This window comes from Vibrio hepatarius (assembly GCF_043642085.1).
Taxonomy (GTDB): domain Bacteria; phylum Pseudomonadota; class Gammaproteobacteria; order Enterobacterales; family Vibrionaceae; genus Vibrio; species Vibrio hepatarius_C.
In genome coordinates, this window is sequence record NZ_JBHZSA010000003.1 from 413,460 (window position 1) to 439,893 (window position 26,434).

25 protein-coding genes, 1 pseudogene and 1 riboswitch are annotated in these 26,434 nt (G+C 45.3%); of the genes and pseudogenes, 8 read left to right on the forward strand and 18 right to left on the reverse strand.

Annotated elements, in window-relative coordinates; all coding sequences use genetic code 11:
• Window position 1 precedes the first annotated feature (1 nt).
• On the reverse strand, window positions 2-790 hold the full coding sequence (locus ACHUFZ_RS07990) for an ABC transporter ATP-binding protein (RefSeq protein WP_394126695.1): 789 nt from the start codon (window positions 788-790) through the stop codon (window positions 2-4).
• On the reverse strand, window positions 780-1,610 hold the full coding sequence (gene thiD, locus ACHUFZ_RS07995) for a bifunctional hydroxymethylpyrimidine kinase/phosphomethylpyrimidine kinase (RefSeq protein WP_394126696.1): 831 nt from the start codon (window positions 1,608-1,610) through the stop codon (window positions 780-782). The genes ACHUFZ_RS07990 and thiD overlap by 11 nt, the downstream gene beginning before the upstream one ends.
• A 101-nt stretch (window positions 1,611-1,711) precedes the next feature.
• Window positions 1,712-1,821: riboswitch (TPP riboswitch) on the reverse strand.
• 152 nt (window positions 1,822-1,973) lie between these two features.
• On the opposite strand from thiD, the gene ACHUFZ_RS08000 reads away from it, so the two are divergent.
• Window positions 1,974-2,864: a LysR family transcriptional regulator gene (locus ACHUFZ_RS08000; RefSeq protein ID WP_394126697.1), complete on the forward strand. Its 891-nt coding sequence runs from the start codon at window positions 1,974-1,976 to the stop codon at window positions 2,862-2,864.
• Window positions 2,865-2,914: 50 nt separating this feature from the next.
• On the opposite strand, the gene ACHUFZ_RS08005 is transcribed toward ACHUFZ_RS08000, so the two are convergent.
• The 8 genes from ACHUFZ_RS08005 to ACHUFZ_RS08040 form a co-directional block, all read right to left on the reverse strand.
• Entirely contained in the window at window positions 2,915-3,073 is a 159-nt protein-coding gene (locus ACHUFZ_RS08005) for a hypothetical protein (protein WP_394126931.1), read from the reverse strand.
• 388 nt (window positions 3,074-3,461) lie between these two features.
• Complete coding sequence (gene mrdA, locus ACHUFZ_RS08010; RefSeq protein ID WP_394126698.1) at window positions 3,462-5,363, reverse strand: penicillin-binding protein 2; 1,902 nt, start codon at window positions 5,361-5,363, stop codon at window positions 3,462-3,464.
• 182 nt (window positions 5,364-5,545) lie between these two features.
• Window positions 5,546-7,438, reverse strand: coding sequence for a PhoX family protein (locus ACHUFZ_RS08015; protein ID WP_394126699.1), 1,893 nt, complete (start codon window positions 7,436-7,438; stop codon window positions 5,546-5,548).
• Between the two features lie 559 nt (window positions 7,439-7,997).
• The gene (locus ACHUFZ_RS08020) at window positions 7,998-9,050 is read right to left on the reverse strand and encodes a TRAP transporter substrate-binding protein (RefSeq protein WP_394126700.1); all 1,053 of its coding nucleotides are present in this window, start codon (window positions 9,048-9,050) and stop codon (window positions 7,998-8,000) included.
• Window positions 9,051-9,139: 89 nt separating this feature from the next.
• Window positions 9,140-10,417 (reverse strand): TRAP transporter large permease, encoded by a 1,278-nt coding sequence (locus ACHUFZ_RS08025; protein WP_394126701.1) that lies wholly within the window; start codon window positions 10,415-10,417, stop codon window positions 9,140-9,142.
• Entirely contained in the window at window positions 10,414-10,947 is a 534-nt protein-coding gene (locus tag ACHUFZ_RS08030; RefSeq protein WP_394126702.1) for a TRAP transporter small permease, read from the reverse strand. The genes ACHUFZ_RS08025 and ACHUFZ_RS08030 overlap by 4 nt, the downstream gene beginning before the upstream one ends.
• 545 nt (window positions 10,948-11,492) lie before the next feature.
• Entirely contained in the window at window positions 11,493-12,326 is an 834-nt protein-coding gene (locus ACHUFZ_RS08035; protein WP_394126703.1) for an arginase family protein, read from the reverse strand.
• Between the two features lie 5 nt (window positions 12,327-12,331).
• On the reverse strand, window positions 12,332-13,057 hold the full coding sequence (locus ACHUFZ_RS08040; protein ID WP_004416491.1) for an IclR family transcriptional regulator: 726 nt from the start codon (window positions 13,055-13,057) through the stop codon (window positions 12,332-12,334).
• Between the two features lie 283 nt (window positions 13,058-13,340).
• Here ACHUFZ_RS08040 and ACHUFZ_RS08045 point away from each other — a divergent pair, with 283 nt between their 5' ends.
• Entirely contained in the window at window positions 13,341-13,709 is a 369-nt protein-coding gene (locus ACHUFZ_RS08045) for an MmcQ/YjbR family DNA-binding protein (protein ID WP_394126704.1), read from the forward strand.
• Window positions 13,710-13,748: 39 nt separating this feature from the next.
• Here ACHUFZ_RS08045 and ascB read toward each other — a convergent pair whose 3' ends face one another.
• The 4 genes from ascB to ACHUFZ_RS08065 all read right to left on the reverse strand — a co-directional run bounded on the left by ascB (window position 13,749) and on the right by ACHUFZ_RS08065 (window position 19,516).
• Complete coding sequence (gene ascB, locus ACHUFZ_RS08050; RefSeq protein WP_394126705.1) at window positions 13,749-15,140, reverse strand: 6-phospho-beta-glucosidase; 1,392 nt, start codon at window positions 15,138-15,140, stop codon at window positions 13,749-13,751.
• A 114-nt stretch (window positions 15,141-15,254) separates the two neighbouring features.
• Window positions 15,255-16,358, reverse strand: a complete 1,104-nt coding sequence (locus ACHUFZ_RS08055) for a sulfate ABC transporter permease (protein WP_394126706.1) — start codon at window positions 16,356-16,358, stop codon at window positions 15,255-15,257.
• A gap of 3 nt (window positions 16,359-16,361) precedes the next feature.
• Window positions 16,362-16,823 (reverse strand): hypothetical protein, encoded by a 462-nt coding sequence (locus ACHUFZ_RS08060; RefSeq protein WP_394126707.1) that lies wholly within the window; start codon window positions 16,821-16,823, stop codon window positions 16,362-16,364.
• A gap of 32 nt (window positions 16,824-16,855) precedes the next feature.
• The gene (locus ACHUFZ_RS08065) at window positions 16,856-19,516 is read right to left on the reverse strand and encodes a hybrid sensor histidine kinase/response regulator (RefSeq protein WP_394126708.1); all 2,661 of its coding nucleotides are present in this window, start codon (window positions 19,514-19,516) and stop codon (window positions 16,856-16,858) included.
• Window positions 19,517-19,717: 201 nt separating this feature from the next.
• Here ACHUFZ_RS08065 and ACHUFZ_RS08070 point away from each other — a divergent pair, with 201 nt between their 5' ends.
• From ACHUFZ_RS08070 to ACHUFZ_RS08095, 6 genes and pseudogenes are all read left to right on the forward strand, one after another.
• On the forward strand, window positions 19,718-20,137 hold the full coding sequence (locus ACHUFZ_RS08070; RefSeq protein WP_394126709.1) for a universal stress protein: 420 nt from the start codon (window positions 19,718-19,720) through the stop codon (window positions 20,135-20,137).
• Between the two features lie 264 nt (window positions 20,138-20,401).
• Window positions 20,402-21,058 carry an NAD(P)H-dependent oxidoreductase gene (locus tag ACHUFZ_RS08075; protein ID WP_394126710.1) on the forward strand — a complete coding sequence of 219 codons (657 nt, stop codon included), beginning with the start codon at window positions 20,402-20,404 and terminating at the stop codon, window positions 21,056-21,058.
• Window positions 21,059-21,090: 32 nt separating this feature from the next.
• The gene (locus ACHUFZ_RS08080) at window positions 21,091-21,381 is read left to right on the forward strand and encodes a putative quinol monooxygenase (RefSeq protein WP_394126711.1); all 291 of its coding nucleotides are present in this window, start codon (window positions 21,091-21,093) and stop codon (window positions 21,379-21,381) included.
• 155 nt (window positions 21,382-21,536) lie between these two features.
• Window positions 21,537-22,031: a peptidylprolyl isomerase gene (locus ACHUFZ_RS08085; protein ID WP_394126712.1), complete on the forward strand. Its 495-nt coding sequence runs from the start codon at window positions 21,537-21,539 to the stop codon at window positions 22,029-22,031.
• A gap of 157 nt (window positions 22,032-22,188) precedes the next feature.
• Complete coding sequence (locus ACHUFZ_RS08090) at window positions 22,189-22,362, forward strand: hypothetical protein (protein WP_394126713.1); 174 nt, start codon at window positions 22,189-22,191, stop codon at window positions 22,360-22,362.
• Between the two features lie 101 nt (window positions 22,363-22,463).
• Window positions 22,464-22,601: pseudogene (locus ACHUFZ_RS08095) on the forward strand (substrate-binding domain-containing protein); the annotation flags it as partial.
• Window positions 22,602-22,608: 7 nt separating this feature from the next.
• Here the strand turns inward: ACHUFZ_RS08095 and ACHUFZ_RS08100 are convergent.
• The 4 genes from ACHUFZ_RS08100 to ACHUFZ_RS08115 are packed head-to-tail and all read right to left on the reverse strand — an operon-like array spanning window position 22,609 to window position 26,432.
• A complete protein-coding gene (locus ACHUFZ_RS08100) occupies window positions 22,609-23,454 on the reverse strand; it encodes a DMT family transporter (RefSeq protein ID WP_394126714.1) in 846 nt (281 codons plus the stop codon).
• Between the two features lie 25 nt (window positions 23,455-23,479).
• Entirely contained in the window at window positions 23,480-25,225 is a 1,746-nt protein-coding gene (locus ACHUFZ_RS08105) for a lysophospholipid acyltransferase family protein (RefSeq protein ID WP_394126715.1), read from the reverse strand.
• Window positions 25,226-25,251: 26 nt separating this feature from the next.
• The gene (locus tag ACHUFZ_RS08110) at window positions 25,252-25,689 is read right to left on the reverse strand and encodes a YHS domain-containing (seleno)protein (protein WP_394126716.1); all 438 of its coding nucleotides are present in this window, start codon (window positions 25,687-25,689) and stop codon (window positions 25,252-25,254) included.
• The gene (locus ACHUFZ_RS08115) at window positions 25,686-26,432 is read right to left on the reverse strand and encodes an NRDE family protein (protein ID WP_394126717.1); all 747 of its coding nucleotides are present in this window, start codon (window positions 26,430-26,432) and stop codon (window positions 25,686-25,688) included. The genes ACHUFZ_RS08110 and ACHUFZ_RS08115 overlap by 4 nt, the downstream gene beginning before the upstream one ends.
• Window positions 26,433-26,434: the final 2 nt, after the last annotated feature.

Consider the following 26,434-nt stretch of genomic DNA (forward strand, 5'->3'; position numbering starts at 1 on the left):
ATCACTCATAGTCTTGCTCCAACTGAGTTAAAATGGTTTGTTGCAACTGGGCACAGTGTGCATCAATGGTTCTGGGCGGTTGCCCATCAGGCACGGATAACCGTTGCGCGCTCGCTGGGCGACCTTGGAGCAAATATAGTTGGTCTGCGAGCCTGACCGCTTCTTGTGGATCATGAGTAATTAAGATCACGGTTTTGTCTTTGAGTAGGCTTGCCGCTAGGTTTTGCAACTTATATCGAGTCACCGCATCAAGCGCGGAAAAGGGCTCATCCATTAACACTACCGGTTTGTCTTGCATCAACGTACGAGCCAAAGCAACACGCTGACGCATGCCACCAGAAAGCTGACAAGGCATAGCCTGCTGATAATCCGCCAATCCAACAGACTCCAGTAATCGCTGTGCCTGTTGCAGGCTTGCTACTGGGTCATGCTCTTTTGCATCAAACTTACGGCTTAGCAGCACGTTGTCCAAAACATTTAACCATGGCAGCAACAGATCTTGTTGCGCCATATAAGCCACCTGACCGTGCAAAGAATCACTATGAGTTAATGTGAGATGCCCACCCCACTCAACCTTGTCATCTAGCAAACCAGCCAGATAACGCAGCAGTGTGGTTTTGCCACATCCACTTCGCCCTAATAGGCATGTCCATTGCCCTGCAGGAGCCGACATATTGAGTCCAGACAAAGTCGCAACTTGGCTATCGAGATATTGCAGGTGCGCATTGCGTAACTCGATACCAACAGCCTCGGCAGCATTTGCAGTCGCTGATGAAATGCTAACGGACATTCGTATGACCACAGAAGAAGTGGTGAACTGGCCCGTGACCTTTGCCCACCTCTAGCTTGTCAGCATTGGCAATGGCCTGAGAAATGTATTGCTTACCAAGGTAAACCGATTTGTGCAGACGGTTACCTTGAGCCAAATACGAAGCAATCGCCGAAGACAAAGTACAGCCAGTACCATGGGTGTTTTTAGTCGCCACACGCTTAGCGCTAATTAGCTCGCTACTTTCAGCCATGATGAGTAGATCATTACTGTTGTCATCTTTCTCAAGATGGCCGCCTTTCAGCAGTACAGCCTTGGCACCTAAAGCACGCAGCTCACTGATCATTGCTCCCATTTGGTCTTCATCTTGCGGTACTGCGCCACCAATCAAAGCGGCACCTTCCGGCAAGTTAGGGGTGATGAGATCTGCAAGCGGAAGCAACTCTTGTTTTAGGGTAGAAATAGCATTGGTTTCAAGCAGAAGATCGCCACTTGTCGCCACCATGACAGGGTCAACCACTAGATGCTTAGGTTGATACTGACGAATTTTGTCGGCAACCACTTTAATGATCTCAGAATCTGCCAACATGCCGACTTTGACAGCAACAATATTGAGGTCGGTGAACACCGCATCCAATTGGCTTTCAATATGCTCAAGGGGAATCGGATGAATAGCAGACACACCAAGGGTGTTTTGCGACGTGATAGCGGTAATCACCGAGCATGCGTAACCACCCGTGGCAGAGATTGCTTTGATATCGGCTTGAATGCCTGCACCGCCGCCGCTGTCAGAGCCTGCGATGGTTAATACGATTGGAGTTGTGTCTTGTGAATGTGGCATTGTTGCTCCTACTACAAGACGTACAGGAACTCTCGGCCACGAAAGAAGGGATCAGAAAATGAGGTGATCAATCCATCGAATACGAGTACACCAAACCAAGAGGTTGAGTGCGCATAGTTCCCTACGTCAGTGCTAACTGAATCAGGTTCAACGGGTCTCGCATTGCGATCTCAGCCCTTTCCGTAATGGTTAGGCTCCCCGACTATTTCCCGCTGATGATAACAATAAAATTAACGTAATTGCATCATTTGCTCGCAAAAATCCATCTTGAGTCGTTTCAATTTGTGTTTAAAGCCTTTTCTTCCTGAATGTTTTGTTATCGTTTAAACTCACTAAGATAATTTTTTCTTATGGTCAAAAACTATGTTGAACCCAGTCTGGTTAAAAACATTTGTCACGCTCATCGACACTGGTCACTTCACCAAAACCGCTGACAAGTTGTTTATGACTCAGCCTGGTGTCAGTCAGCATATTAAGAAACTTGAGCAAGCTTGCGGTCACGCGCTGATCAAAAGGCACAACAAAAGCTTTGAGATTACAGAAGCGGGTATGACCGTTTATGACTACGCCAATGAGTTAGAAACTCAACAAACACAAATGTTGTCGTCACTTAATCAAGATGACCCATATTCAGGCGATGTTTCTTTAGCGTGCTCAGGCTCTTTAGCCTTACTGCTCTACCCTCAACTACTCGATTTACAATGTAAATACCCTAGTCTTGTTTCACACTTAGAGGCAGCGCCTCATCATAAGATCATTGCAGAGATTATTGCTGGAGAAGTGGATTTAGGCATAGTGACCAACGAACCCTCAGATCCTAGAGTCGAATCGGAACAATTTGGACAAGAGCCGCTTTGCTTGATGATGCCTAAGACGATGGCGACAAAGACGCTTAATGAAGAGAAATTAAAACAGATGGGGCTGATTCGCCACCCAGATGCAGAGCACTATTTAACCCTCTACTTTTCTCGCTGCGGTGAACCAGTACTGGAAAGCATCAACATTCATCAGCTTCCAGTTAAAGGTTACATCAATCAGCTCAACCAGATATTGCTGCCAGTCGCGAAAGGACTTGGGTTTACCATTCTGCCAAAGAGTGCGTTAGATACCTTCCCACACAAAGAAGAGATTGCGATTTACCAACCTAAACAAGAAGTCATCGAGACGCTTTACTTACTCACTAAGCGTCACCGACAACTTCCAGCAAGGTTTGAGACAATTAAAGCGGTCATTCGAACCCAGTTACAAGAATAAAAACCAAAAAAGGAGCCAAACAAGGCTCCTTTTTCTCTATTTTTGCACTGTTATGCTTCTAAAACATCTTCACCAGACATTTCTGATATGAGTAGTAGATCAGCTTCATCAAGCTTCATACCTAAAACAGGTAAACCGTGTTGAACTACCCAGCAGCCTAAAAATACGAATACACCTAATGCAAATAAACCTAGTGGTAACATAGCCAAACCTCCTCCATGGTTATCAGACAATGTATCGATAACTAGAAGATGCGACTATTTAAAGAGGGGAAAAGCAAAAGGCCTTTGAAAATACTTAATTCTTATACGTTTTTGATGGCACTCTTAGCGGGTTGGACGCTAAGCCCTGTGTCTCTCTGCGTTCAGTTTGTTCGTATTCACTCTGGGAGTTTACTCAGTCTCTACACCTTAAAGTTATGTGGGATACTCTTTCAATATAGTTATACCGTACATATGAGGCAACTATATTTAGTGCTTAATTGTCTAAAGATCACAAATTTTATGCCTTTGAGCGCATAATTATCCCCACATGGCCTGTAGAACTAAAAAAGTGGGGCACAACGCCCCATTTGTTATCCACTTTCGCTCTTCCCTACTAGGTATGAGGCTGTTTTGCTTTGTTGTTATTACCAACATCAAGAAAATCAAACACCTTGCGTATAAACGGAGCGCCAACCTTGGAGCCACCATTACCATGCTCAATCACCACAGTCGCGACATATTTTGGCTGATCACATGGAGCAAAAGCGGTGAACAAACCATGGTCGAGTAAGTCATAACTCAGTTCTTTGGAGTTGTAGACCTGATCTTTCTTTAGACCAAACACCTGCGCGGTACCTGATTTACCACCACTGCAATAACTCGCGCCTTTAAATGCTCGGCGACCAGAGCCACGACTGCCCGAGTTCACTAGACGCATAGCATTGATGGCAATATCCCAAGTATCGTCACTTACCCCTTCAATCTGACTCACAGCTTCGACTGCTTTAGGCGCCTCTTGATGGAAAGGCACCCCATGAGGCAAGGTATTACGGAATAGATGAGGAGCAATTACCTCACCATGGTTGACCAATACTGACGTTGCTTTAGCAATTTGCAGCGGCGTTGCGGTCCAATATCCCTGACCAATACCAATCGGAACAGTATCGCCCTTATACCATGGCTGGCGATAACGTGACTCTTTCCACTCTCGTGTAGGCATATTTGCGCGCGTTTCTTCAGGGATATCGATACCAGAAAGCCGACCAAAACCAAACATGTTCATCCAATCGGAAATACGGTCAATGCCTAACTCATAAGCAATATGATAGAAAAACGAGTCGACCGATTCTTCAATTGCCAAAGTGACATCGACTGGACCATGTCCCCAACGCTTCCAATCTCGCCATACTTTGGTCTGCTTAGTTAAACCTGGGATATGCCACGCACCGTGATCGTCACGCACCGTATCGGGCTGGATAATACCCTCGCTTAAACCAGCAACGGCCATAAAAGGTTTCACCGTCGATGCTGGCGGGTAAACGCCTAGCGTCGCTCGGTTAACTAACGGGTGAAATGGGTCATTGAGCAGCTTGCTGTAGGCTTTGCTCGAAATCCCTTCCACAAACAGATTCGGGTCATAGCTCGGACTTGAAACCATGGCGAGGACACTGTTATCACGTGGGTCGAGCACAACAGCGCTACCTTCGCGATGATCCAACTGTTTGAAGACAAACTTTTGCAACTCAACATCAATGTTAAGCACTAAGTCTTGTCCTGCAACAGGAGGAACATACTTGATGGTGCGGATAATACGTCCGCGACTGTTCACTTCAACTTCTTGATAGCCCTGCTGACCATGGAGCAGAGATTCGTAGTACTTTTCCACACCGAGCTTACCAATCGTTTTAGTCGCTCGATAGTTAGCCAGCTCTCCACTCGCATCCAATTGCTTGATATCGCGATCATTAATATGCGCGACGTAGCCCAATACATGAGTCAATACCTCACCATATGGGTAGTCTCGCTTCATATCAACATCAATCGAAAAGCCCGGTAATTCATACTGATGAACCGAAAACTTGGCGACCTCTTGCTCCGTGAGGCCATTTTTAACCACTACTGGTTTAAAGCGTTTACCATGAGGGTTCTTCATCTGCTCTACTTGAGCATCAGAGAGCTGCATAACTTGCTTAAGTTTAGCGATAGAACCCGTCAGGTCTTTAACCTTTTCCGGAATCATCTCAAGTACATAAACCGGGAAGTTGTTGGCGAGAACCTTACCGTTGCGGTCGTAGATCAACCCACGCGTAGGGGCGATAGGCAGCACTTGGATACGGTTGTCATTCGCTCGGGTGGTGTAGTAATCAACTTGTTTAACTTCTAGTCGATAAAGATTGGCGACCAACACACCAAGCAGAACCACCATTCCGATAAACGCTGCAACGGCGCGATTTCGAAATAACTTTGCTTCATGATCATGATTGCGCATCTTGTGGTTGAGGTGATGATTATTCATAGGCGCTAGCGGTAAAGAGTAAGAGGCTTTACTTATTTACATTTAGTTACAGTTAGCACGCAAGGTATCAATAACCCAATGCCACTATGTACGAGCAATGTAAACAAAGTCAGAGAAAGCCCATCTAAAATAAAAAGCCCCGAATATCTCTATTCGGGGCTTATGTTTTATCTCTTTATAGATTATGCGCCGATCACGCCGCCATCTTCACGAGTAATCGCCATAATAGTTGAACGTGGTTTGCTATCACCACCCGCAGGGAAGTGCGACGGTGCACCTTTTTCACCCGGGTGCTGCACACCAACAAACATGGTCTTATTATCTGCAGAGAAGGTTAAACCGGTAATCTCACAAGCAACTGGGCCTGTTAGGAAGCGGCGAACTTCACCCGTCATAGGGTCGCCACAAAGCATTTGGTTATTACCCTGCCCTGCAAAATCCCCTTTGTTCGAATAGTTACCATCCGTTTGAATCCACAGGCGACCAGCTTTATCAAAACCAATACCATCTGGGCTGTTAAACATGTTATCCGCAGTAATGTTCTCACTGCCCGCATATAAGTTGCCTTTATGCACTTCAGGGTTACCCGCAATTAGGTAAAGGTCCCAGTTAAACTCATCGCTGCTATGATCATCATTTTGTGGCACCCAACGAACAATCTGACCATAGTGGTTTTCTTTACGTGGGTTTGGTCCACCAACTGGTTGGCCTTCTTTAACACCACGGTTTTTGTTGTTGGTTAGTGTGCAGAACACATGCTTGTTGTTTGGATGAACCGCAACCCACTCAGGGCGATCCATCGTCGTGGCTCCCACTTGTGTCGCTGCGCGACGAGCAAAGATCATCACCTCTGCTTGGTCCTTAAAGCCGTTTTCTTTGGTTAAGCCGTTCTTACCATGAGTCAGCTCTAACCATTGACCTTTGCCTTTTAGCTCTTGGCCATCGAACTCGAACTTAGCGACATAAAGCGTGCCTTCTTCTAGGAGATCACGATTCGCTTTGTCGTTACCCGGCTGGTATTTGTTCTTCGACACAAATTTGTATAGGTGCTCACCGCGCTCATCATCACCGAGATAAACCACCACATGACCATCACCATTAACTAGCAATGCTGCATTTTCATGCTTGAAGCGACCAAGCGCGGTACGCTTAAGTGGTGTCGATGTTGGATCATTCGGATCGATTTCAACAACCCAACCAAAACGATGCGGTTCATTCGGGTGTTTAGCGACATCGAAACGTTCATCGGTGTCGTGCCATTGATATTTACTCTTGGCTGCTTTCACTCCGTAACGCTTGTGATCGTCGGAAACGCCAGCGCTACCACTCGTACCAAAGTAACCGTTGAAGTTTTCTTCACACGTTAGGTAAGTGCCCCAAGGCGTTTGACCGTTGGCACAGTTGTTAAATGTACCGAGTGGCTTCATACCTGATGGATCAAGCTTAGTCTTCATTAAGTCATGACCCGCTGCTGGACCCGTTAACTGCATTTGCGTGTTAGCGGTAATACGGCGGTTTAGTTTACCGTTGATATCCAGTTTCCATTGTCCACCAGAGCGAACAATTTCAAATACAGTTACGCCATGAGCAGCTTGCGCTTTTAGTACGTCATCAGCCGTCATCGCTTTACCGCCATGGTCAAACAATAGCTCGTAGTTGGTGTACTCGTTGTTCACTGCGATAACCGCACGATCTTCGCTGATAGAGAACAAACTCATACCATCGGTGTTATCACCAAACTGACGCAGTTGAGCTTTTGAGTCTTGTTTACCACTTGGATCAAATGCTGGCGCACCAGGGAAGATTGGATCACCCCAAGAAAGTAGCGGTGTCGCCTTGTAGCCTTTCGGGACAATAAACGCGTCTGCCGTTGATGCTGGTACTGCTTCAAAATTGAGTAGTGAACTTTCGCTTGTTGCAGCAAAAGCTTTAGTAATTGGGTTTAACGATAAGAATGCACCTGCACTTACCGCCGCTGTACCTGCCAAAAATCGACGACGAGATAATCGAGCATCAATCATTTGACTGAATTCAGAATCTTGATCATCACGCTTATTGTTTGAAACTGGGCACATTGCTGACTCCTTGCTGAGTATTTTTATAAAAATGCGTGCAAATCGTAGAATCGAAAAATGACAAATACGTTAACTTACTGTTTCAGATAGATTAATTATCTGAGACAGAAATAATCTACTTACATGTCAGGCTTATTAAACTGCGCTATAGTTCACTTTTCATGCATAAGGAACGGCGTTCACGCAAAAAAATGTGATCAAAACCCTAGATCTTTGCCGGATTGATGGCTACATTGTTCTCTGTTCATGAGGAACTTGATTCACATAAGCTCAAGAAAGAGCAATTTTCTATAAACGTGAGGGATTATCATGAAGAAAATGAGAAAAGCACAATTGCATCGCGTACGCATTCAGTACTGGAAAGAGTCGAACAAAGACGCAAGCAAAAATTCATAATGTGCAATACAACCGTACTAAGCTGGCTTAATCGCCAGCTTTTGTGTTTTTAGGGACCTGAAAAGTTAAATAACTGAGCCCTCCTATCAACAGAGTGACTTACTACTTTTCCATAGAAACAAAAAAGCCCCAACGTTTGCTGGGGCAAGTGGCTGGAGAAAGCCTATTTCAAATAAGTAGATTGGTTGGCTTTATCAACTTCCTCTAGGAATAGGTTCAGAAGTTCCGTACCTTTGTCACCATGTGTCTCTTTCACGTAAGCAATGACGCCTGGCTGCGTTGCTTGTCGCATAGACTCACGCTGTTCAGCGGTGAGTGAGTTAACCTTCATACGTTTTTTCAGACCTTCTAAACCGCGGTCACTCGACGCTTCAATTAGACGAGAAAGACCTCGGTTAGCGCTCAATGCAATCTCGACGGCATCAGAAACAATCTTCTTCTCTTCTTCCGTTAAACCATCGTAGAAGCTTTTGTTAACCATGAAAGTGTATGGGGCAAATAGGTGATTCGTCAGGGTTAGATATTTCTGCACTTCGTTAAACTTAGCGAATGAAACCGTTGGTACAGGGTTCATCTGACCATCAATCACGCCAGTTTGCAGTGATGAATACACTTCACCCCAAGACAGCGGGTAAGCTTCTGCGCCCAGAGACTGAATGATTTTTTGGTGCGTTGGCAGTGTCATGGTACGAATACGCAGGCCTTTAAAGTCCTCAAGACCTTCAATAGCGCGCTTCGAGTTTGTCACTGAGAAGAAGCCGCCTGTATCAGGGAAACCAAGAATTTTGACGTCTTTAAGCTCAGCCTCAATATCCCCCGCTAAAGCCTTACCAAACTTGCCATCAAGCACTTCATAGGTAGACGCGTTATTATCAAACGCAAATGGCACATCCAATACACCGATACGTGGGTAGTAGCCAGCAAGTGGGCCAACCGGAGAAAGCGTACCTTGCAGCTGACCATCTCGCACCATCTGAATGTGTTCTTTCGCCGTACCTAGCTGGTTGCTTGGGAACACTTGAACCTTAATCTCACCATTAGTTGCGGTTTCAACAATGTTTTTGAACACCCCAGTAAACGCATGGGCAGGGTTTTCCATGATGTCAGCTTTGTTGTCATGGCCGATACGCAGTACTTTTTCTGCCATAGCAAAAGGGGCGGTAAATAGACTGGTTGCTAGAGCAGTTGCGATCAGTGATTTGGTTAGCTTTTTCATAATAACTCCATTATGTATGAATTTTAGTTATTACCTGGCTAGGCTAATGCGATAGCCAGGGTTTGTAGGGTAAAGGGGTTGTTGCGGTGCTAATAGCCCAATAGTCGTGGGATAAACAGCACTATGTCAGGGAAAAATGCGATAGCGAATAACAGCAGCAGTTGGCCGATAAGGAACGGCATTAACTCTTTCGATATTCCTTCTATTTTTGCTCCGGTTACCGATGAGAGGACAAATAGACAAGCACCTATCGGCGGTGTCATCAGTGAGATGTTAAGAGCAAGAATAAACACGATACCCGCATGCAGTGGGTCCATACCGATTTCCATCGTCAGTGGCACTAAGATCGGCGCTAAGATAATCAACATCACGTTGATATCCATGATCATACCGACCGTTAGCAGCAGAGCGATGATCAACGCGAGAATCACGTGCGGGTTATCCGATAATGAAATGAACATATCCGCTATCATCTGAGGGATCTGGTTGAAGCTCAGCCACCAGCCAAGAATCGAAGCCGAACCAATGATGAGATAGATAACCGCTGAGATCTGAGCTGTTCGAATGACCATTTGAAAGAGTGCATTCAGCGTTAGATTTCGGTAGATGAAAGTACCGATGACCAGTGCATAAGCGACCGCGATTGACGCCGCTTCCGTTGGTGTCACGATCCCAAACACAATGCCGCCAAGGATAATAAGAGGCATCAACAACGCTAACGCCGAGTTTCTAAAGTGATCCAACACTTCTGACAGCGTCGCTTTTTGGTTCATCTTTGGCAGGTTTTTACGCTTGCCCATTGCACCAATGATCGCCATACATACAAGACACACTAAGATGCCCGGTAAAATGCCCGTTGCAAATAGGCCGCCAATCGACACGCCCATAAGTGAGCCATAGACCACCATAAGACCTGATGGCGGGATGGTAGGACCGATGATCGAACCCGCAGCCGTAACCGCACAGGCGTAATCTTTCGAATAGCCTTGTTTAACCATAGCAGGCACTAACGTTCGACCAAACGCCGCCGCATCAGCGGTTGCTGAGCCGGTAATACCAGAGAAGAATACCGATGCCACCATGTTTGAATGAGCGAGACCACCACGGAAGTGACCAACCAGAGCTTCCGAGAGATAAACCAGTCGATTCGTGATCCCAGTGTGGTTCATGATCTCACCGGCCAAGATGAAAAACGGCATGGCTAAGAAAGGGAAAATATTTAGACCATTAAAGATCTTACTTGGCGCCAGTGACGCAAAATGCGCACCGCCCATATCGTACATTCCAGTAATACCTGCCACACCTAGCGCGATAGCAATCGGAGCACCAATCAGCATTAATAATAAAAACACTACACCGACAATCATAACTGCTCTCCTTGCACATCAAACTTCTCAGACGCTAAGTACAACTTCAGCGTGTAGATATCTTCAAGCCAGACTAAGAAGGCTTGGAAACTAGACAGAGCGAAAGTAACGGGGATTGCAGCGTAGGCATAAGCCATAGGCATAGAAAAGACGGTTGAAAGTTGGTTTGCGCCCTTTTCTGCAAAGGTATAGCCCAAGTAAGCGACGTAGCCAAAGAAGCTAAAAGTCAGGGCGCCAACACAAATCTTGATGATTTGTTGAACAACTTGAGGAAAGCGCTTGGTGACAAACTCTAACCCCATATGCTCTCTGCCTGCGGTACAGCATGGCACCGCCATTAAGATTGCCCATATCATGATGTAACGTGCTAGCTCTTCAACCCACACCAATTGCAGCTTGAGAATGTAACGATCCAACACACCTAGCCAGACATCTAAAATCAATAAGATGGTCAAAATCCCTACTGCAAATTGATTGGCTTTATTGAGCCGATTTTTTGTTGTTGTAATTATGTTGTTCGGTAATGTCATAACCCCATTGTCCTTCCTTTTTGACAGCATTCCTTGGAGGCGCTTCCGCTTTCATTCTGCTCACTGAAGTGCGGATAAATTAACCATACCGATAACATTTTCGTGGTGAAGTGTTCACGATCACAAAAATAACTTTGTGTGATAGTTTCTAACACGGCCACAACACAAAAATCATAAGTCACTGTTTTAATTGGTTTTTGTATTGATGCCTAATTTTAATAACCAATAGAACTGTTAAAAAGTAACATGACGTGAGACACGTAAGAACAAAGGGTTAGTGACAAAGGTGTTACTAGTTTGGAGAAAAGTAACACGGTACAAAGAGTAAGGACTTTGTTGCCAAAAAGTGAATTTGGTCACACTGGGCAACCACTGAATCAAGGGGAAGAAAGAAGGAATTAAAACTGAAAATTATGCACAAATCGGAATTTGTTGAGCCCCTATTGAGTGAGGCTCATGATCGCTTGATGGGAGCAAGGAGTTTCTCCCCTTTCCCAAGTTCTACGCTAAAGTAATGAATCACGACCCAATGTTAGAAAGTAACATTAAGCAGCACAATTATTCGATGGGAACATTTGCGTTAGCTCATGCAAAATTGCCTGGGTCTGCTTCGAGTAAAGGTGTTTATCTTTGTAGCCAACCAGTTGTACTTGACGCACCTTGCCAGAGATAAGTAACTGACGAATCATCCGACTTACCACTTGAACGTCAAGGGCACTGCCTCTCTCTAGCCGAGAAACAGGGTACAAACTTGGCAAATCGATATTGAGGACAACTTCATCGCAATGAGACAAGTAATTAGCTAACTGATGCTTAACCTGGAAGCGCTGGCTAAAACTGCACTCTGCTAGCGTCATCCAATCGCAACCCAAATCTTCTGCGTATTCGAAAGTACGTTCATCTTGCTGGGTCTGGTCTATCCCTAAACAAAACAAGCGGCTCTCGTTGTAACGTGATAAAGCAAAATGAAACGCGCTGCCTTGAACTGGCTCGAGTGACGCCTTGAGTTCAAACTGACGTCCAATATGTATGATGCCGAGCTCTTTGTACTGAGAGTTCAGCAAAGGCAGACTGTGCAGCAAGGTTTCGCTGTTGTTGGTCAACACTACTGGTAGCGCTTCTGAGCCTAGAAAGCGACTGAGGTGAAGTTGATATTGGCCTGTGGGACTATTGGATAAATCATAGTGGCCACCATTAACCCAGCGGTAGCCATCCAAGTCAGAAATCCATTCATATATTTCTTCTAAGCTTTGGTCGGCCATTTCGAAATCAACTTGTCTCATCGGCTTCAGTTTCTCACTGACACTGAGTAAAACAAGGTGATGTGACAATACACCAGTGATACTTTGCACTTTATTGCGTCGAAATAGCCCGAACATATCCGTTACCTTTCTGGGGGCAATGCCCTCGCTGCTTGAAGAACGTGCAGAATAATTTTCTGCTGATTCATTTGAACTCGATGCGCAGGAGCCATAACTGAAATAGCGCCAACTAATTTAGAGCCTTTCATCACAGGAGCACTGATACCCGAAACGCCGGAATCAATCTCTGACGTACTCACGGCATACCCTTGATTGCGAATTTGCTCTAGCTCTTTGTGCCATTGCTCGATTCGAGATTCTTCACCGAAATAACGAAGAATTTTTTCGCATCGCGCGGCTGGCAAGTACGCCAACATCACTTTTGACGACGCACCTCTAAGCAGTGGCTGACTTTGGCCTTGCACATAGCTACAACGAAGCGCTTGCATACTTTCTTTGCGGCTCACACACAAAGCCCTATAACCAACAGGCACCATATAGGCGGCCATTTCTCCGGTTTGCTTTTGCAAGCGGTTAAGCACTGAATCAACCATATCGAGATCATGTTGGCTGGTTTCATAGCTGCGCATTAACAGCAAGGCTGCCGGACCTATGATCAAGGTTTTGTCATTTGGACTTTCCTCAATCAAGTTCCACTCTCTCAATAACTTCAAGTGTCGATAAAGACTGCTGATTGGCGTACCAAGCTGCTCACTTAACTGCTTTGCTGTAACGGGTTCATCATTAACCGCCACTTGCATCAAAAGTTGCAGTACTTTCTCGTTTACTTGCCCACTATTTTGCTTCATAGAGTTCACACTAATGTTGTATCGCCATATCAAAGTAACGATCAAATTGTATTCTTATAGGATAGGAATTTATAAACAATTTTAATTATCAATTCTTACATATTGAGAATCACAATTAACTCAAACTCTAAATAGCCGGTGTTTCTTAGCACTAGAACACGAACAGAACTGTTCAATAAGCGGCCAAGCGAACCAACCTCAAAAGTCTCATCTTTGACTATTGAATAGCGCTTGTTTCATTGCGACAATTTCTTTGTTCCCGCTTCTCTGAAAGGCGTAATGTATGACCCATGATCAATTCAATCTGTTCTGCGATTCTCTTGCTGCCACGACCTATGTCATGCAATGGGGTAACTCTCATGTTTGGAAGGTCGGAGGTAAGGTATTCGCAATAGGTACAACCCAAGAAGGTGGCAAAGAGGCCTATACCTTTAAGACATCTGATCGCAATTACGACTTTCTCAAAGACAATGACGGCTATCGCCCCGCGCCTTATTTTGCTACCCGCGGTATGAAGTGGATTCAGCAAACCGGAACAGACGGCGAGTTAGCCGATGAACTAAAATACTACCTCACCGAGTCACATCGCATCGTCGCAATGGGTCTAAGTAAACGAAAGCGTGCAGAATTGGGGCTAACAGAAGCTGACTAATACAACAAAGGAGCCAACTTAGGCTCCTTTGTGATTGTGTTAGGCTGTTAAGCTCGCGCCATTGGAACCAATAACATCTTGGTACCAGTAAAAGCTCTTTTTACGTTTACGCTCAAGTGAACCTGTCCCGTCATCATGGCGGTCAACGTAGATGTAACCGTAACGCTTACTCATTTCTGCCGTTGAGTTTGCAACTAAATCAATCGGCCCCCAACTGGTGAATCCCATCAACTCGACACCATCTGAGACTGCCTCTCGCGCTTGCACAAGGTGGTCATTGAGATAAGCAATTCTGTAATCATCAATAATCTCACCATTCTGATTCACTTCATCACGAGCGCCCAAGCCATTTTCAACGATAAACAAAGGCTTCTGATAACGGTCATGCAAGAAGTTGAGCAAAATGCGCAAACCTTTCGGGTCAATCAACCAGCCCCATTGGCTTTTTTCGAGATAAGGATTCGGCACACTATCCACAATGTTGCCGACTTCTTTCTGCTTTGGATCCGAGCTGGCGCAGCCGCTGGCGTAGTAACTGAATGAGATAAAATCGACACTTGCGCTAGCTAACTCTTCAACGTCACCGGGTTGCATCTCGATCTCAATGCCGTTTTCGCGGAAATAACGCAGCATATAGCCAGGATACTTACCACGCGTCTGCACATCACCAAAGAACAGCCATTTATTATTCTCATGCATGGCTGCGATGACGTCATCGGGGTTACACGTATACGGGTAGTTCATCGCCCCTAGCAACATGTTGCCGATCTTGGCATCGGGAATAATATCGTGACATAACTTCACCGCTTTAGCATTGGCAACCAATTGATGGTGGATAGCTTGATAGATCGCTTGCTCGCTAGCGTCCTCTTGCAACCCCACCCCAGTAAACGGAGCGTGCAAAGACATGTTGATCTCATTGAAGGTCAGCCACAGTTTGACTTTGTTTTTATAACGTTCAAAAACCGTTCGCGCATAACGTTCAAAGAAGGTGATTAATTCTCGACTACCCCAACCACCATAGTTCTCCACTAATGCATAAGGCATCTCATAGTGAGAAAGCGTCACAAATGGCTGCATATCGTGTTTAGCAAGCTCGTCGAAGATTTTATCGTAGTACGCTAGCCCTGCTTCATTCGGCTCAAGCTCATCGCCATTAGGAAAGATTCGAGTCCAAGCAATGGAAAGACGTAAGCAGTTAAAGCCCATTTCGTTAAACAGCTCAATGTCTTCTGGATAACGATTATAGAAATCGATAGCGAGATCTTTAATGCCATCGGTACGTTCTTCACGGGTTTGATGAGGGCTTAAAATACCATTAGGTAACATATCTGAGGTCGATAGCCCTTTGCCATCTAGAAGAAATGAACCCTCTACTTGGTTGGCTGCGATAGCGCCGCCCCACAGAAAGTTATTTGGAAATGTTTTCATTGTCGATCCCTAAATCAGCATTGATATCTATTGCTGATTGTAGATCTGAAACGAGGAACAAATGAGGGCCAAAGCTCCAGTATCTTGTTCCTCGTTTTTATAGGCTAAAGCGCTCTAGAAGACGAAGTTAATCATCAAAGTATATAAGTGCGCATCAGTATCGTCAGGTGTCGTCCCTATCGGGGCTGTCACAAAGGGTCCATTGCTTTTCGACACTTCAAAGTATTGCCATTCTGCATTCAATGACAAGTTATCCAGCAAGTCATATCGTGCGCCAATAAGATAACTATCGCTTTCCTTATGTTCACTCTGGTCAAGCTCGATACCATAAGTCATGTAAGGTGTTATGCGACCAAAGTTACGCTCACCGGTTACATAGAATGAAGACGATAGGTCATTGATTTGTCCTTCTGCTCTCAATTTAGATTGGCCAAACTCGTACTCTAACCCCAAAGACCATAACTCTATATTTTGATCGTATGTTTGCAACACGACTTTAGGAATCGTTACAGAACCTCCTAACGGCAAACTCTGAGCAACATTGTAGAGCGTCAATGTTTGATCGTAATACGCACTAACATAGGCAAAATGCCAACGGTATCCGTCACCAAATAGATTCAGGTCAAGCCCCCACAACCATTTCGATTCAAATTCAAACTCGGTCTGCTGGTTGTAGTCAATTTTATTGGTATCTTTAAAACCCACAAATGGGGTAACCAAAGCGGTCGATGCATCCGATATTTCGTAGTTCCAACTCGCACTAAATCCGTTGTACGCCGTGATACCTAACACGCTGTCATACACTTCAGATACAGGGCGAGCCGAAGTGTAAGCTTGCCCGACATAGTAGTATTCTGAGGCCAGAAATAGCGGTAATCGTAGACGGCCCGCTTTAAATTCAAACTCCTGCCACCCATATCCCAAATAAGCCCATTCTAACTGTGGTTCATTCCAATGATCTTGAGGACGTTTAACGACTTGTACAGATGCTTTGAAGGTATTGCGGAAGTAGTCAAGTTGCAGGCCAAAAATAGTATCGCAATCGAAGCAGCTCTCATCTGTAACATTGCGATGCACCATCAGCGACTCAGGATTGTCAGACTTAGCCCACGAAGTCGAGCCGAAACCACTAACCGAGACATTATCCGTTACTTCTATCGCCCCCATCGCTGGCCAAGAGAGCACGCTAAGCAAGGCTAGAATTTTCATCTTATTCATGCGTTATTTCTCCCTTCTGACCACATACAAAATGGTGGAATTATCAGGTAGTTGGTTAAGTGGCGCGTAGCCAATTCGATGTGGCTTTTCAGACATCCAAGCCAGAAGTTCTTCAATATTGGCATTCGCTATCTCTTTAGGGGGTCTTGCTTTGCCAGAAAACGATAAGCTCGCCCAATGGGCATTCATTTGCGCGGCATTCTTGCCAAGTAACGCTTGATAGAAAACGGACCGCTCTGCACTGTTTTCAGGCCAATCCGCGAGTTCAATTCGCTTTCCATCCAAAAGCTTGGTTTTGCCTCGGTATAATTTGCGCGCTTTCGACTGTGACAACTCTGAAAAAACAGGGTCTATCGAAAAAATCGCTATAGGTAGACTGTCTACATCTTGATTGGCATGAGTGGGTAACGAAAGCAGGCTAAGCCCAACAATCAATATACCAACTATGATTTGGCTGAAGTACACGCTAGAAACACCTCTTCAATGACTGTGCGACATCAAGTTACATTGGCTATTTCGTGTAGTAGTTTTTCCTTCTTCACTGGTTTAGCTACATAGGCATCCATCCCTGATTCAAAACAGCGCTGTATGTCATCGTCAAGCACACTCGCCGTCAATGCGATAATTGGTGTTTTGGTTAAGCCAAATTCCGTCTCGATCTGGCGAATTTCTCGTGTTGCAGTAAAACCATCCATAACAGGCATCATGCAATCCATTAAAATCAAATCGTAATGCTCGTCACTTTGGAATTTCTCAAGCGCAATCTGGCCATTATCTGCTATATCAAATTGATAACCGGCCTTAGCCAATAGCAAAGAAGCCACTTTTTGGTTCACTCGATTATCTTCCACTATCAAAATTCTGTGGCCCTGTAAGCTCTTGAGGGAATCAGAGAACTTGAAGCTACGTTTAGGTATAACGTCACATGCTTTAACACCTCTAAGCAGCCTTTGTCCTAACAATGGTCTAGTGACTAATGAGCGAATGGTGTCCCCAAAATTGTGGCGTTTAGCGAGGAAGTGGCGCACTAAGCAGACTTGGAATCCTTGCTTCTTAGCTTGCTGAAGCTGAGTCTCGCTGACAAATATGGCGTTCTTTTCGCACTCAGCGACCAGTAAAATTGGTTTGGCTTGTTGACCGAAGTGGCGCTCGAGGCCATTAAGGTGAGAGAACCTTTCCCCGACCGTTAAGCCATAAAAACGCAGTTCATTTTCCAGTAGCTCGGCTAACGCATCATCTTTACAGACCACAGAAATTGGCGCATCAACCTTGTCGTCCTCTTTGGTTGGGTAGTGGTAAACATCAATCGGCAAATTCAGTTTGAAGTAGAATCGACTGCCTTCTCCTTTGCTCGAAGTCAGTTCAATATGGCTGCCCATAAGCTCTACAAGCTGTGTGCTGATGGCAAGCCCAAGCCCTGTGCCACCAAACTGCCTGGTCGTAGAATCATCTTCCTGAGAAAACGGCTCAAAAATTTTCTTCTGTTGCTGCTCATCAATACCGACACCGGTGTCTTGCACTGCAAATGTCATTTCAATGATGTTTTCACCTACATGCTTACTTGATAACTGCAACGACACCGCACCGCTATTGGTAAACTTCACCGCATTGGACATAAAATTCATCAAAACCTGTCTTAAGCGGTGGTCATCCACCATGACGCGATAAGGCGTTTCAGAACTGATCGACACATGCAGATCGATGCCCTTCTCTTTTGCTTGAGGAGCGACAATAGAAGCAATGTCATAGATGGACTCACGAACACAAGTGGAGTGTGGGCTTACCAACAACATTCCTGATTCAATTTTCGAGAAATCGAGCACATCATTGATCAGACTAAGCAAAAGCTGTGAAGAGGTTTCAATCGTATCTACGTAGTCTTTTTGGCTCGGATTAAGATCGGTATCTGAGAGCACCTCTGTAATACCAATGACGCCATTCAGGGGCGTTCGAATCTCATGGGACATATTGGCTAAAAAGCTACTCTTAGCTTTGCAGGCTAAAATCGCTGCATCTTTGGCTTTCTCGGCATCTTCCTTTGCCAACGTTAAACGCTCTTGAGCTTGTTGTCTTTCAAGCGTCAATCGTTCAACTTCAACAGCAAATCGATTTAACTCATCATTACCTTGAACTGACTGACTTAAGCTCGGTAATGAGGTGGCATCATCATGACTTAAAAACTCTAATACAGCCTTTAAGTTCGCGGTTAAGCGCTGCGCAAGTTTAATCGCAAAGACCATGACTAAAATAGTTAGCAGAGAAACTAACCCTAGCGAAATCACTCGCTGCCTTTCAGCTTGACCAATCGCACTGTCTACGGCTGTTCTTAGTTGCAGCTCAATCGTTGAGCCGACTTTTTTCAATAAAGAGAGTCGTTCAGACATCGCTACCAAGCCCTGGCTAAGTTCCTCTCCTGACAACGTGCTGATAGAGTTTTGGTCTACAAAACGCTGCCGAAATTCTTGGCTCTGGCTAAAAGCCTTATCGCTGAATACTTCCAGCATCATGCTGACTTGCGCCTCATCAGCATTGAGGTTCACAAAGCGCTCTAAATAGAGCTGCTGGTTTTGTACTAAAACGAGAGTTTGTTCATGAACCTCACTATCAAACTCCTCATACTGATTCCATATATCGATCAGCCCCTTAGTGATGCGAGTCTCTTCTGATGACCAAAACATTAGCCACTCTAGTTGCAATAACGCCGATAAATGCTGGGCAACTTCTGGCTTCATTCCAGAGAAACTCACGCGTTCAAGTTTGATTAGCAGCTGTTCATAAACATCGGCACGCCACTCTTCATTATCTAATTCGTCATATACATCACTATTTCTACGGCGCTGGGAGCGAGCATCTTTCAACTCAAAGATGAGATTATTTACCGATGTTTCTTGCTCAACACCGAAAACAAAAGGCGATAGCGTTTGTAAAGATTCTGCGGTTGGAATAACAAGATAGGAGCCTTCTTCAGCTTGATATAACTGACTACTTTTGGCCAAAAAATCCACATATTTTTTCGATTTTTCAAGGCTTTCCATCTGACCAGACAGAAGGTGTACTTGCCAGCCGACAAACACCAATAGCAACAATACCGGCATTGCAACCAGTATAAAAAGCTTATGCCTGACAGAGACATTGCGCGCAAATGAAGCCCTAGCCATAGGTAACATCCATGTTTTTTATTATATGAAAAGCGTAGCACAGCATTAAACACTTCGTACGCTCAAAACTGTCTACACTTTGAACAAACCACAAATTAGAGGAATAAATGAAAAACTTATAAGGATTCGCGACCCAGTTAACACCCTTTTGCCCTTTCAATGATTAAGGTTATAACAGGTACTGACAATGAGGACTCGATCATGAGATATACGCACATACTGGTTGCACTTGAACGCACTGATGAAAGTAAGATGCTCATAGATAGGGCATCCTATCTAGCCGAACTTACCAACGCTTACGTCTCTTTTGTGCACATAGACGGCACCCACGGGGAAATCTACCCAGAACTGGTTGATATTCAACTCGATACCGATGAGCACCCACTCGGTGAACAAACCATCAAAGAGATCCGAGAGTTTGAAGCATATAGTGAACAACCAATTAAACACATCCTGGTTGGTACCGGAGATTTAGCGGAAAAACTGCAAGAGACGATAGAAACCAATCATATTGACCTACTCATCTGTGGCCACCACCACGACTTTTGGAGCAAAATCGCATCGTACTCAAAACACCTCGTTGATAAGTCGCCTGTCGACATTTTAGTCGTGCCTATGTAGAGTACGCGCCCTCGCCCAGTCTAGCGGCCCCCTTCCGCTAGACTTTCATATCTCACTCCCTTGCTTCTCTGATTTTATTATGGATATTTTCTTCCATAGTGATTGGAGTATTCCGCTCTGTTTCCTCACCACAAAAGTCATTAAATTACCTCCATCGACACAAGCTGCACCAAACACGTAGCCAGCGGGATATGTTCTCTGACGATTGAACAACTGAACATAGGACCCTAGTCATCCATCAAATTTAGATAGTTAGGAATCAACATGACTCACCCAATCATCAAAGACTTAAACACTCGTTACACAGCAAAAAAATACGACACTGAAAAGCGCATCTCTGCTGAAGATATGGATGTGATTAAACAGGCACTGCGCCTATCAGCTTCTTCAATCAACTCTCAGCCATGGAAATTCATCGTTTTAGAGAGCGATGAAGCAAAACAAAAATTCCATGACACGTTTGCTAACATGCACCAATTCAACCAGCCGCATGCGAAAGAAGCGTCTCATACTGTTCTATTCGCTTACGACCCAAAATTCACTAAAGAGAAGTTCGCTAAACGTGTTGATGCAGAAGTGACATCAGGACACCTACCTGCGGACATGTATGACACTTTCATGGGCGCTTACGCATTTGCTGAAATGAATACTGATGAAACTGGCTTCAACGGTAACTGGACTAAAGCGCAAACTTACATCGCACTAGGTAACCTAATGCACACGCTAGCGCGTTTAGGCATTGATTCAACGCCGATGGAAGGGGTTGATGGCGAACTTATCGGCAAAGCATTCTCTGAAGAGCTAGAAGGCCACGTATGTGAGCTTGCACTGTCAATTGGCTACCACAAAGATGGCGAAGACTACAACCACGGCTTGCCTAAAGCACGTCTAGCGATGGACGATGTTGTCACTACGCTGTAAGTCACACCATTCAAATAAGCCGAGAAAAACAAATGAGCAAACTTACGATTATTGCCAATATCATTGCCAAACAAGACCAAGTTGAATTGGTCAAAGCTGAGCTGATCAAACTGATAGATAAAACGCGTGCAGAAGACGGTTGCATTAACTACGACCTGCACCAAGACAACGCTGACCCAGCTCATTTTGTTTTCCATGAGAATTGGGCGTCGCCAGCCGCGCTAGAGGCACACTTAGCAACGGCTCACATCGCAGATTATATTGCTGCAGTTGAAGGCGCTGTAGAGTCATTCACTCTCAATCAGATGACTCACATAGCGTAACTAAATTTCAATTCATTGCCTTTAAAGCCCTGCTTGCCCGCAGGGCTTTCTCGATCTGATGGCTTTGCAGGGTAGAGTTTATCTAAGGTCAACGCATTCTCTACAAAGTAAAACCTGCTACAATCAGCGAAATTGAATACACTAGAGCAAATCTCATGATTATCTTATCTACCACCTATGGCGACATCGAAATTGAACTAAACATGGAAAAAGCCCCTGTCAGCTCTAAAAACTTTCTACGCTACGGTCAGGAAGGCTTCTATGAAGGCACTATTTTTCATCGTGTGATTGATGGCTTCATGATTCAAGGTGGCGGCCATACTGAAGATATGACCGAGAAAGAGACTCACGCGCCTATCGCCAATGAAGCGAATCGTGGACTGAAGAACAAAACCGGTACCATTGCATTTGCTCGCACCGACGCACCGCATTCTGCAACTGCGCAGTTCTTTATCAATTTAGACGACAATGACTTTCTAGATCATACCGCCAAAACCAATAACGGTTGGGGTTACGCGGTATTTGGTAAAGTGACAGCAGGAATGGAAGTAGTCAACAACATCGGTAAAGCGATGACTGGCACGAAAAAACGCCATGATGATGTACCGCTAGACGCCATAAAAATAGAGAAAGTAACCATCGTCGAGTAACATACCTTGTACTGGGAAGTCAGAGCTTTCTTACGCAAATAGCATTGTCTGGCTCAGGATCACTATACTTTGTAAAGAAGAGTAAAGTTAAGAAAGTTATTTATTCTAACCACCCATAATGCTTTTGAGCGAACAAACCAAAAGCTAGGAGGCTAGAATGAAGAAACTCGCGATCGCGTTACTGATCCTGTTTGGACTATCAGCAGGTAGCGCCTATGCCCTAGATGGGTGGGGAGAAAATTGGGATTGGCACACGCATAGTCTTTTCTCCGATCACCATGACTCGTCATCCCCTCATTCGGAGCACAATAGACACGGTGACTGCTGTTAACCTGTATACCAACGGGTTTGTGGTTACGCCTTTAAACGAAAAATCCCCAAGTAATCTACTTGGGGATTTTTATTTGTGAGCAATTTAAATCGAGTTGAGCACTCACCTTTGTCAACTCCAATGCACGAAAGATGGGAAGGCAAGCCGCTAATAGGTTGATCAACCAATTGAAGCAAGAAGATCCTCAGCCTTATAGCTTATTCCTTCCACCCGAACTCATTGTGCGCGATTCAGCTTAATTCAGATTTAATCTCGCTTCATAACGAAGATAAGACCTATCCCTCCGAGTACTAACATTGAAGCTATCACCGAGGTTGAAGTGATGGCTTCTCCTAACCCGATACCACCAGCAACGAATGCAATGACTGGCACAGAAAGTTGGGCAACTGACGCCTGCAGTACCGAAATCTTTTGCAAAACCTGATACCAAAGAATGTAGCCAAATCCTGAAGCGAGTACGCCTGACATCATTGCCCATAGCACGCCCGAAAGCTCTGGCACTTGCGAAGTCAGCAACAGTGGGCTTGTCACGAGTGCCAAAATACTCGCAATGAAAAAGCCTTGGGTAATCGATACAGAAGGTGCATCACTACTGTATCGCCCTGCAAGAGTAAACCCAGCCCAACATAGCCCAGAAACGGCCATCAGCAACGCCATACCCCAATCCGGCGTTTGAGCCGATGGCAACATCAATACGACAAAACCACTAATAGAGAGCAGCACCCCCAGCCATTCCCACAGCCCTAACCTTTGACCTAAAACGATATAAGCCGCAATCAAAGTCAGCTGGACAACACCAAATAAAATCAGTGCGCCCGTTCCGGTGGATAGCTCGGTGTATGCGAAGGAAAATGCCACGGCATAGCCAAACAGAGCACCACCAGCAAGCCAACTGCGACCAGACAAGAGGAAATTAGCGCGAAACTCCCCTTTAAGCTTCATCAGTATAACTAAGGTTAACGCGCCGGATAACAGGCGAATCAAGGTAAAAGCACCGGGCTCAATTGACTGCTCTGAGAGCGCAAACCGACAGAAAAAAGAATTGGCAGCAAAAGCTATTAAGGCAATAGGTAGCGTCAACGACGTCGGCATAATGATCCTTTAGAGAAAAACCCGGTTATTGATGATGTTCTAAGTATGCCTGCGCTTCTTGTCGCCCCATATATTTACCTAACGTACGCGCAGGAACGCTAGTCAAATCCACGACGATAAGACCATCTAGCGCATAGTTAAATGCAGGGTCAACATTAAAGCACACTAACTTACCGTTCATTCCTAGATACTGGCGAAGCAGCACAGGCAGCCCCATGCCTTGTTCAAGGCGGCTCAGAACTTTGGACAGTAGTGGTAACTTAGATAGTGAGCTCAACATATCCGGGCGCCAAAACTCCTGACCACTTTTTTCAAGCGGAGTGGTTGGCGTAACTAATTTGGCCTTCTCATCATCATAGTAGTGAACAGACATTACCGATGCGATTAACTGTCTGGCAACTGGGCTATAGTCATTACTGATGCTCACCGGACCAAATAGATGAGTATATTTCGGGTTGCGCTGCACAAAAGCAGCAATGCCTTTCCAAAGCAGTAACAGTGAATGCATATTGCGCTGATACTGGTGAGCCACCACAGAGCGCCCTAGCTCAATCGACTGACCTAAACTCTCAACGAAGTTCTTGTCATACTTAAACAGACTGGTCGAATAGAGAGCTTCAATACCGCCCTTCTCGATCAGCTCATCGACTAACCCTAAGCGGTACGCCCCGACTAAATCGCGCTTGGCTCTATTCCAGACAAATAGCTGCTGGTAGTGAGAGTCAAACTTGTCGATGTCACACGCTTGTCCGCTGCCTTCACCAACTTCGCGAAAGCTCTCCTCTCGCACTCGACCAATCTCTAGCATCATATTGGGGATATAAGCCGTCGGCACACAATAGACATCGAAATCGCCTTGCTGCAATAGCTGGAACTGGTCTAACACAGAGAGTTCTCGCTCCAGCAATTCAACATCAACCGGGGCAATGATCGGCTCTCCATTGCTCTGCGACAACACTTGTGTTTTCTCATCCTCAAAGCTACTCATCAAGTACGTATTGAGGCGAAAGTAACGGGTAATATCTTCGTCAGTAGCAAAGTCTTTTATCTCACCGTAAGGAATCGGCTGGCCCACTGACACTGAAATGGTTTGACCCGATTTATTGAGTAGCTCGCGACCAAGCATTGCAGTTCTTAATAGTGGATGAATCTTCCCCGCTTGATAGAAAAGCTTACTGTTCATCCCGTTGATGAAGATAGGAACTGTGGTCGCTTCAGCATGACGGACAAACTTAGCGACCGATTTACTCCACTCTTTATCGGTCACCTTATGCTCTTTCGATTGCCAAGCCGACACTTCACCCGCTGGAAAGACAATCAATACACCACCGTCTTTCAAGTGTTGATTGGCTGCTTTTATTGCGCGGCGGTTGGTCGATTTTGCTTGCTCGCCGCCAAATACATCGACGCCAATAAACAGCTCATCAAGCTCTGGGATACGTTTTAGCAGTTCGTTGGCAAGCACCTTCACATCTTCACGCACCTGTGAAATAAGCGACGCTAAAATGATCCCTTCAATCCCACCAAACGGGTGATTAGCCACAATAAGCACTGGCCCTTGGCTGGGAACATCTTCCACACTTCCATGATCGACACGGTATTGTGTACCGATACGCGCGAGTGCTTCATGCATAAATTCGATACTATTTTCAGGCAGCTTTTCTTGCTGATAGAGCGCATCTAACGTGGCAAGGCCGGTTGCCCACTCAACAACGGATTCCCCTAATCCAAAGGGCGTTTTACGCGGTAGTCGAAAAGGACTCGTGATCATAATGCGTCTCTCTTACTTGCGAGTATTTATTGAAGCAGTGCTGGCCAGTTTTGGTCGCCCTGAGTAATGTGACCGCTGCGATCGTCATCCCACCACGCTTTGATTTCTGCGTTGTAATTCAGGTACAGCTTGCCATCGACAATCGCCCACTGATTTGGATCTGCTGGAGCAAAGTCATTTTTAGCTGAAACCGCCCACGCACAATAGCCACCGTATTGAGGGGCATACGCTTGCGGATCGGCTTCGAATTTATTGAGATTTTCTTGTGAAGCAAAATACCAATCAGCACCTTGATATTCGGTTTGCCACTGCTTGTCCCCTTTGACAGGTTTACCGTCCGTGAAATAAGCAACGGTGTCATAACCATCGAGTGCTTTATTGCTAAAGAAACCGGTGTAAATTGGATCTTCGGCAAAAACAGAGAAACTCATTAGAGAAAGAATTAGGACCAATAACTTGTTCATTTAAATACTCCTTGTTCAGCAATAGGTGAACGTAGCCAGCGTTGATAACCTTGAAAATCGATAGTTCGATCATCATCCACGGAGCGATAACTCATCTCCTGCTTAGTAGAGGACACGATGACGGAGGTAAAACTTACAGTGCGAGCGTCATCTCTCTCCATTAACGGAGAAAGGTGCGGGAAATAAGCGTCATGAGTTTGATGAAACAGACGGCCGACATCATTGCTTGGCGTCGTGACAACCAGTTCGTTAAACAAATTTAAGCGATATTGGGAAGCCTGCTCAAAATGCATCGCCGCAGAGACCATAGGTGCACAAGCACGTGAGCGGGACAAACGATGACCGTCCCATGTCCACGCTACGGTTTCATTGGCCGTACGCCGAGTATCAAAAGAGACCACGGTAAACGGGGCAAAGCGATCCAGCGTCATCTCCATCAAGCGAAGATCTAAGTTGTGGCTAGAGCTGCTGCTGGCTAAGCGTTTAACGATCAACCCACGACTGTTCAACGCCCCTTCTGGCGTCTCACCTTGATAGTAGTTGAGTAAGCAAACCGTCACACCATGCTCATTGGTTGAGATCCAACTGCCCCCTCCAACCGGATCAATCGGCATCACACAATGAACTCCGTCGATCATCATATTTTGCGGTTCCAATGCTGGAATGCGCGAACGTTGCTCATCACGATTAAAATAAACCTCGTAGTGGTTATTGCCGTGGTAAAGCCAAGATAATGTACACATAC

Bases quoted from the DNA above. Each gene is read 5' to 3' on its own strand.
- ACHUFZ_RS08080 (WP_394126711.1), top strand. From the start codon at position 21,091: ATGAGCAAACTTACGATTATTGCCAATATCATTGCCAAACAAGACCAA.
- ACHUFZ_RS08000 (WP_394126697.1), top strand. From the start codon at position 1,974: ATGTTGAACCCAGTCTGGTTAAAAACATTTGTCACGCTCATCGACACT.
- ACHUFZ_RS08090 (WP_394126713.1), top strand. From the start codon at position 22,189: ATGAAGAAACTCGCGATCGCGTTACTGATCCTGTTTGGACTATCAGCA.
- ACHUFZ_RS08065 (WP_394126708.1), bottom strand. From the start codon at position 19,516: ATGGCTAGGGCTTCATTTGCGCGCAATGTCTCTGTCAGGCATAAGCTT.
- ACHUFZ_RS08015 (WP_394126699.1), bottom strand. From the start codon at position 7,438: ATGTGCCCAGTTTCAAACAATAAGCGTGATGATCAAGATTCTGAATTC.
- ACHUFZ_RS08115 (WP_394126717.1), bottom strand. From the start codon at position 26,432: ATGTGTACATTATCTTGGCTTTACCACGGCAATAACCACTACGAGGTT.
- ACHUFZ_RS08110 (WP_394126716.1), bottom strand. From the start codon at position 25,689: ATGAACAAGTTATTGGTCCTAATTCTTTCTCTAATGAGTTTCTCTGTT.
- ACHUFZ_RS08055 (WP_394126706.1), bottom strand. From the start codon at position 16,358: ATGAATAAGATGAAAATTCTAGCCTTGCTTAGCGTGCTCTCTTGGCCA.
- mrdA (WP_394126698.1), bottom strand. From the start codon at position 5,363: ATGAATAATCATCACCTCAACCACAAGATGCGCAATCATGATCATGAA.
- ACHUFZ_RS08020 (WP_394126700.1), bottom strand. From the start codon at position 9,050: ATGAAAAAGCTAACCAAATCACTGATCGCAACTGCTCTAGCAACCAGT.
- thiD (WP_394126696.1), bottom strand. From the start codon at position 1,610: ATGCCACATTCACAAGACACAACTCCAATCGTATTAACCATCGCAGGC.
- ACHUFZ_RS08085 (WP_394126712.1), top strand. From the start codon at position 21,537: ATGATTATCTTATCTACCACCTATGGCGACATCGAAATTGAACTAAAC.
- ACHUFZ_RS08045 (WP_394126704.1), top strand. From the start codon at position 13,341: ATGACCCATGATCAATTCAATCTGTTCTGCGATTCTCTTGCTGCCACG.
- ACHUFZ_RS08070 (WP_394126709.1), top strand. From the start codon at position 19,718: ATGAGATATACGCACATACTGGTTGCACTTGAACGCACTGATGAAAGT.
- ACHUFZ_RS08105 (WP_394126715.1), bottom strand. From the start codon at position 25,225: ATGATCACGAGTCCTTTTCGACTACCGCGTAAAACGCCCTTTGGATTA.
- ascB (WP_394126705.1), bottom strand. From the start codon at position 15,140: ATGAAAACATTTCCAAATAACTTTCTGTGGGGCGGCGCTATCGCAGCC.
- ACHUFZ_RS08100 (WP_394126714.1), bottom strand. From the start codon at position 23,454: ATGCCGACGTCGTTGACGCTACCTATTGCCTTAATAGCTTTTGCTGCC.
- ACHUFZ_RS08035 (WP_394126703.1), bottom strand. From the start codon at position 12,326: ATGTTCGGGCTATTTCGACGCAATAAAGTGCAAAGTATCACTGGTGTA.
- ACHUFZ_RS08025 (WP_394126701.1), bottom strand. From the start codon at position 10,417: ATGATTGTCGGTGTAGTGTTTTTATTATTAATGCTGATTGGTGCTCCG.
- ACHUFZ_RS07990 (WP_394126695.1), bottom strand. From the start codon at position 790: ATGTCCGTTAGCATTTCATCAGCGACTGCAAATGCTGCCGAGGCTGTT.
- ACHUFZ_RS08040 (WP_004416491.1), bottom strand. From the start codon at position 13,057: ATGAAGCAAAATAGTGGGCAAGTAAACGAGAAAGTACTGCAACTTTTG.
- ACHUFZ_RS08075 (WP_394126710.1), top strand. From the start codon at position 20,402: ATGACTCACCCAATCATCAAAGACTTAAACACTCGTTACACAGCAAAA.
- ACHUFZ_RS08030 (WP_394126702.1), bottom strand. From the start codon at position 10,947: ATGACATTACCGAACAACATAATTACAACAACAAAAAATCGGCTCAAT.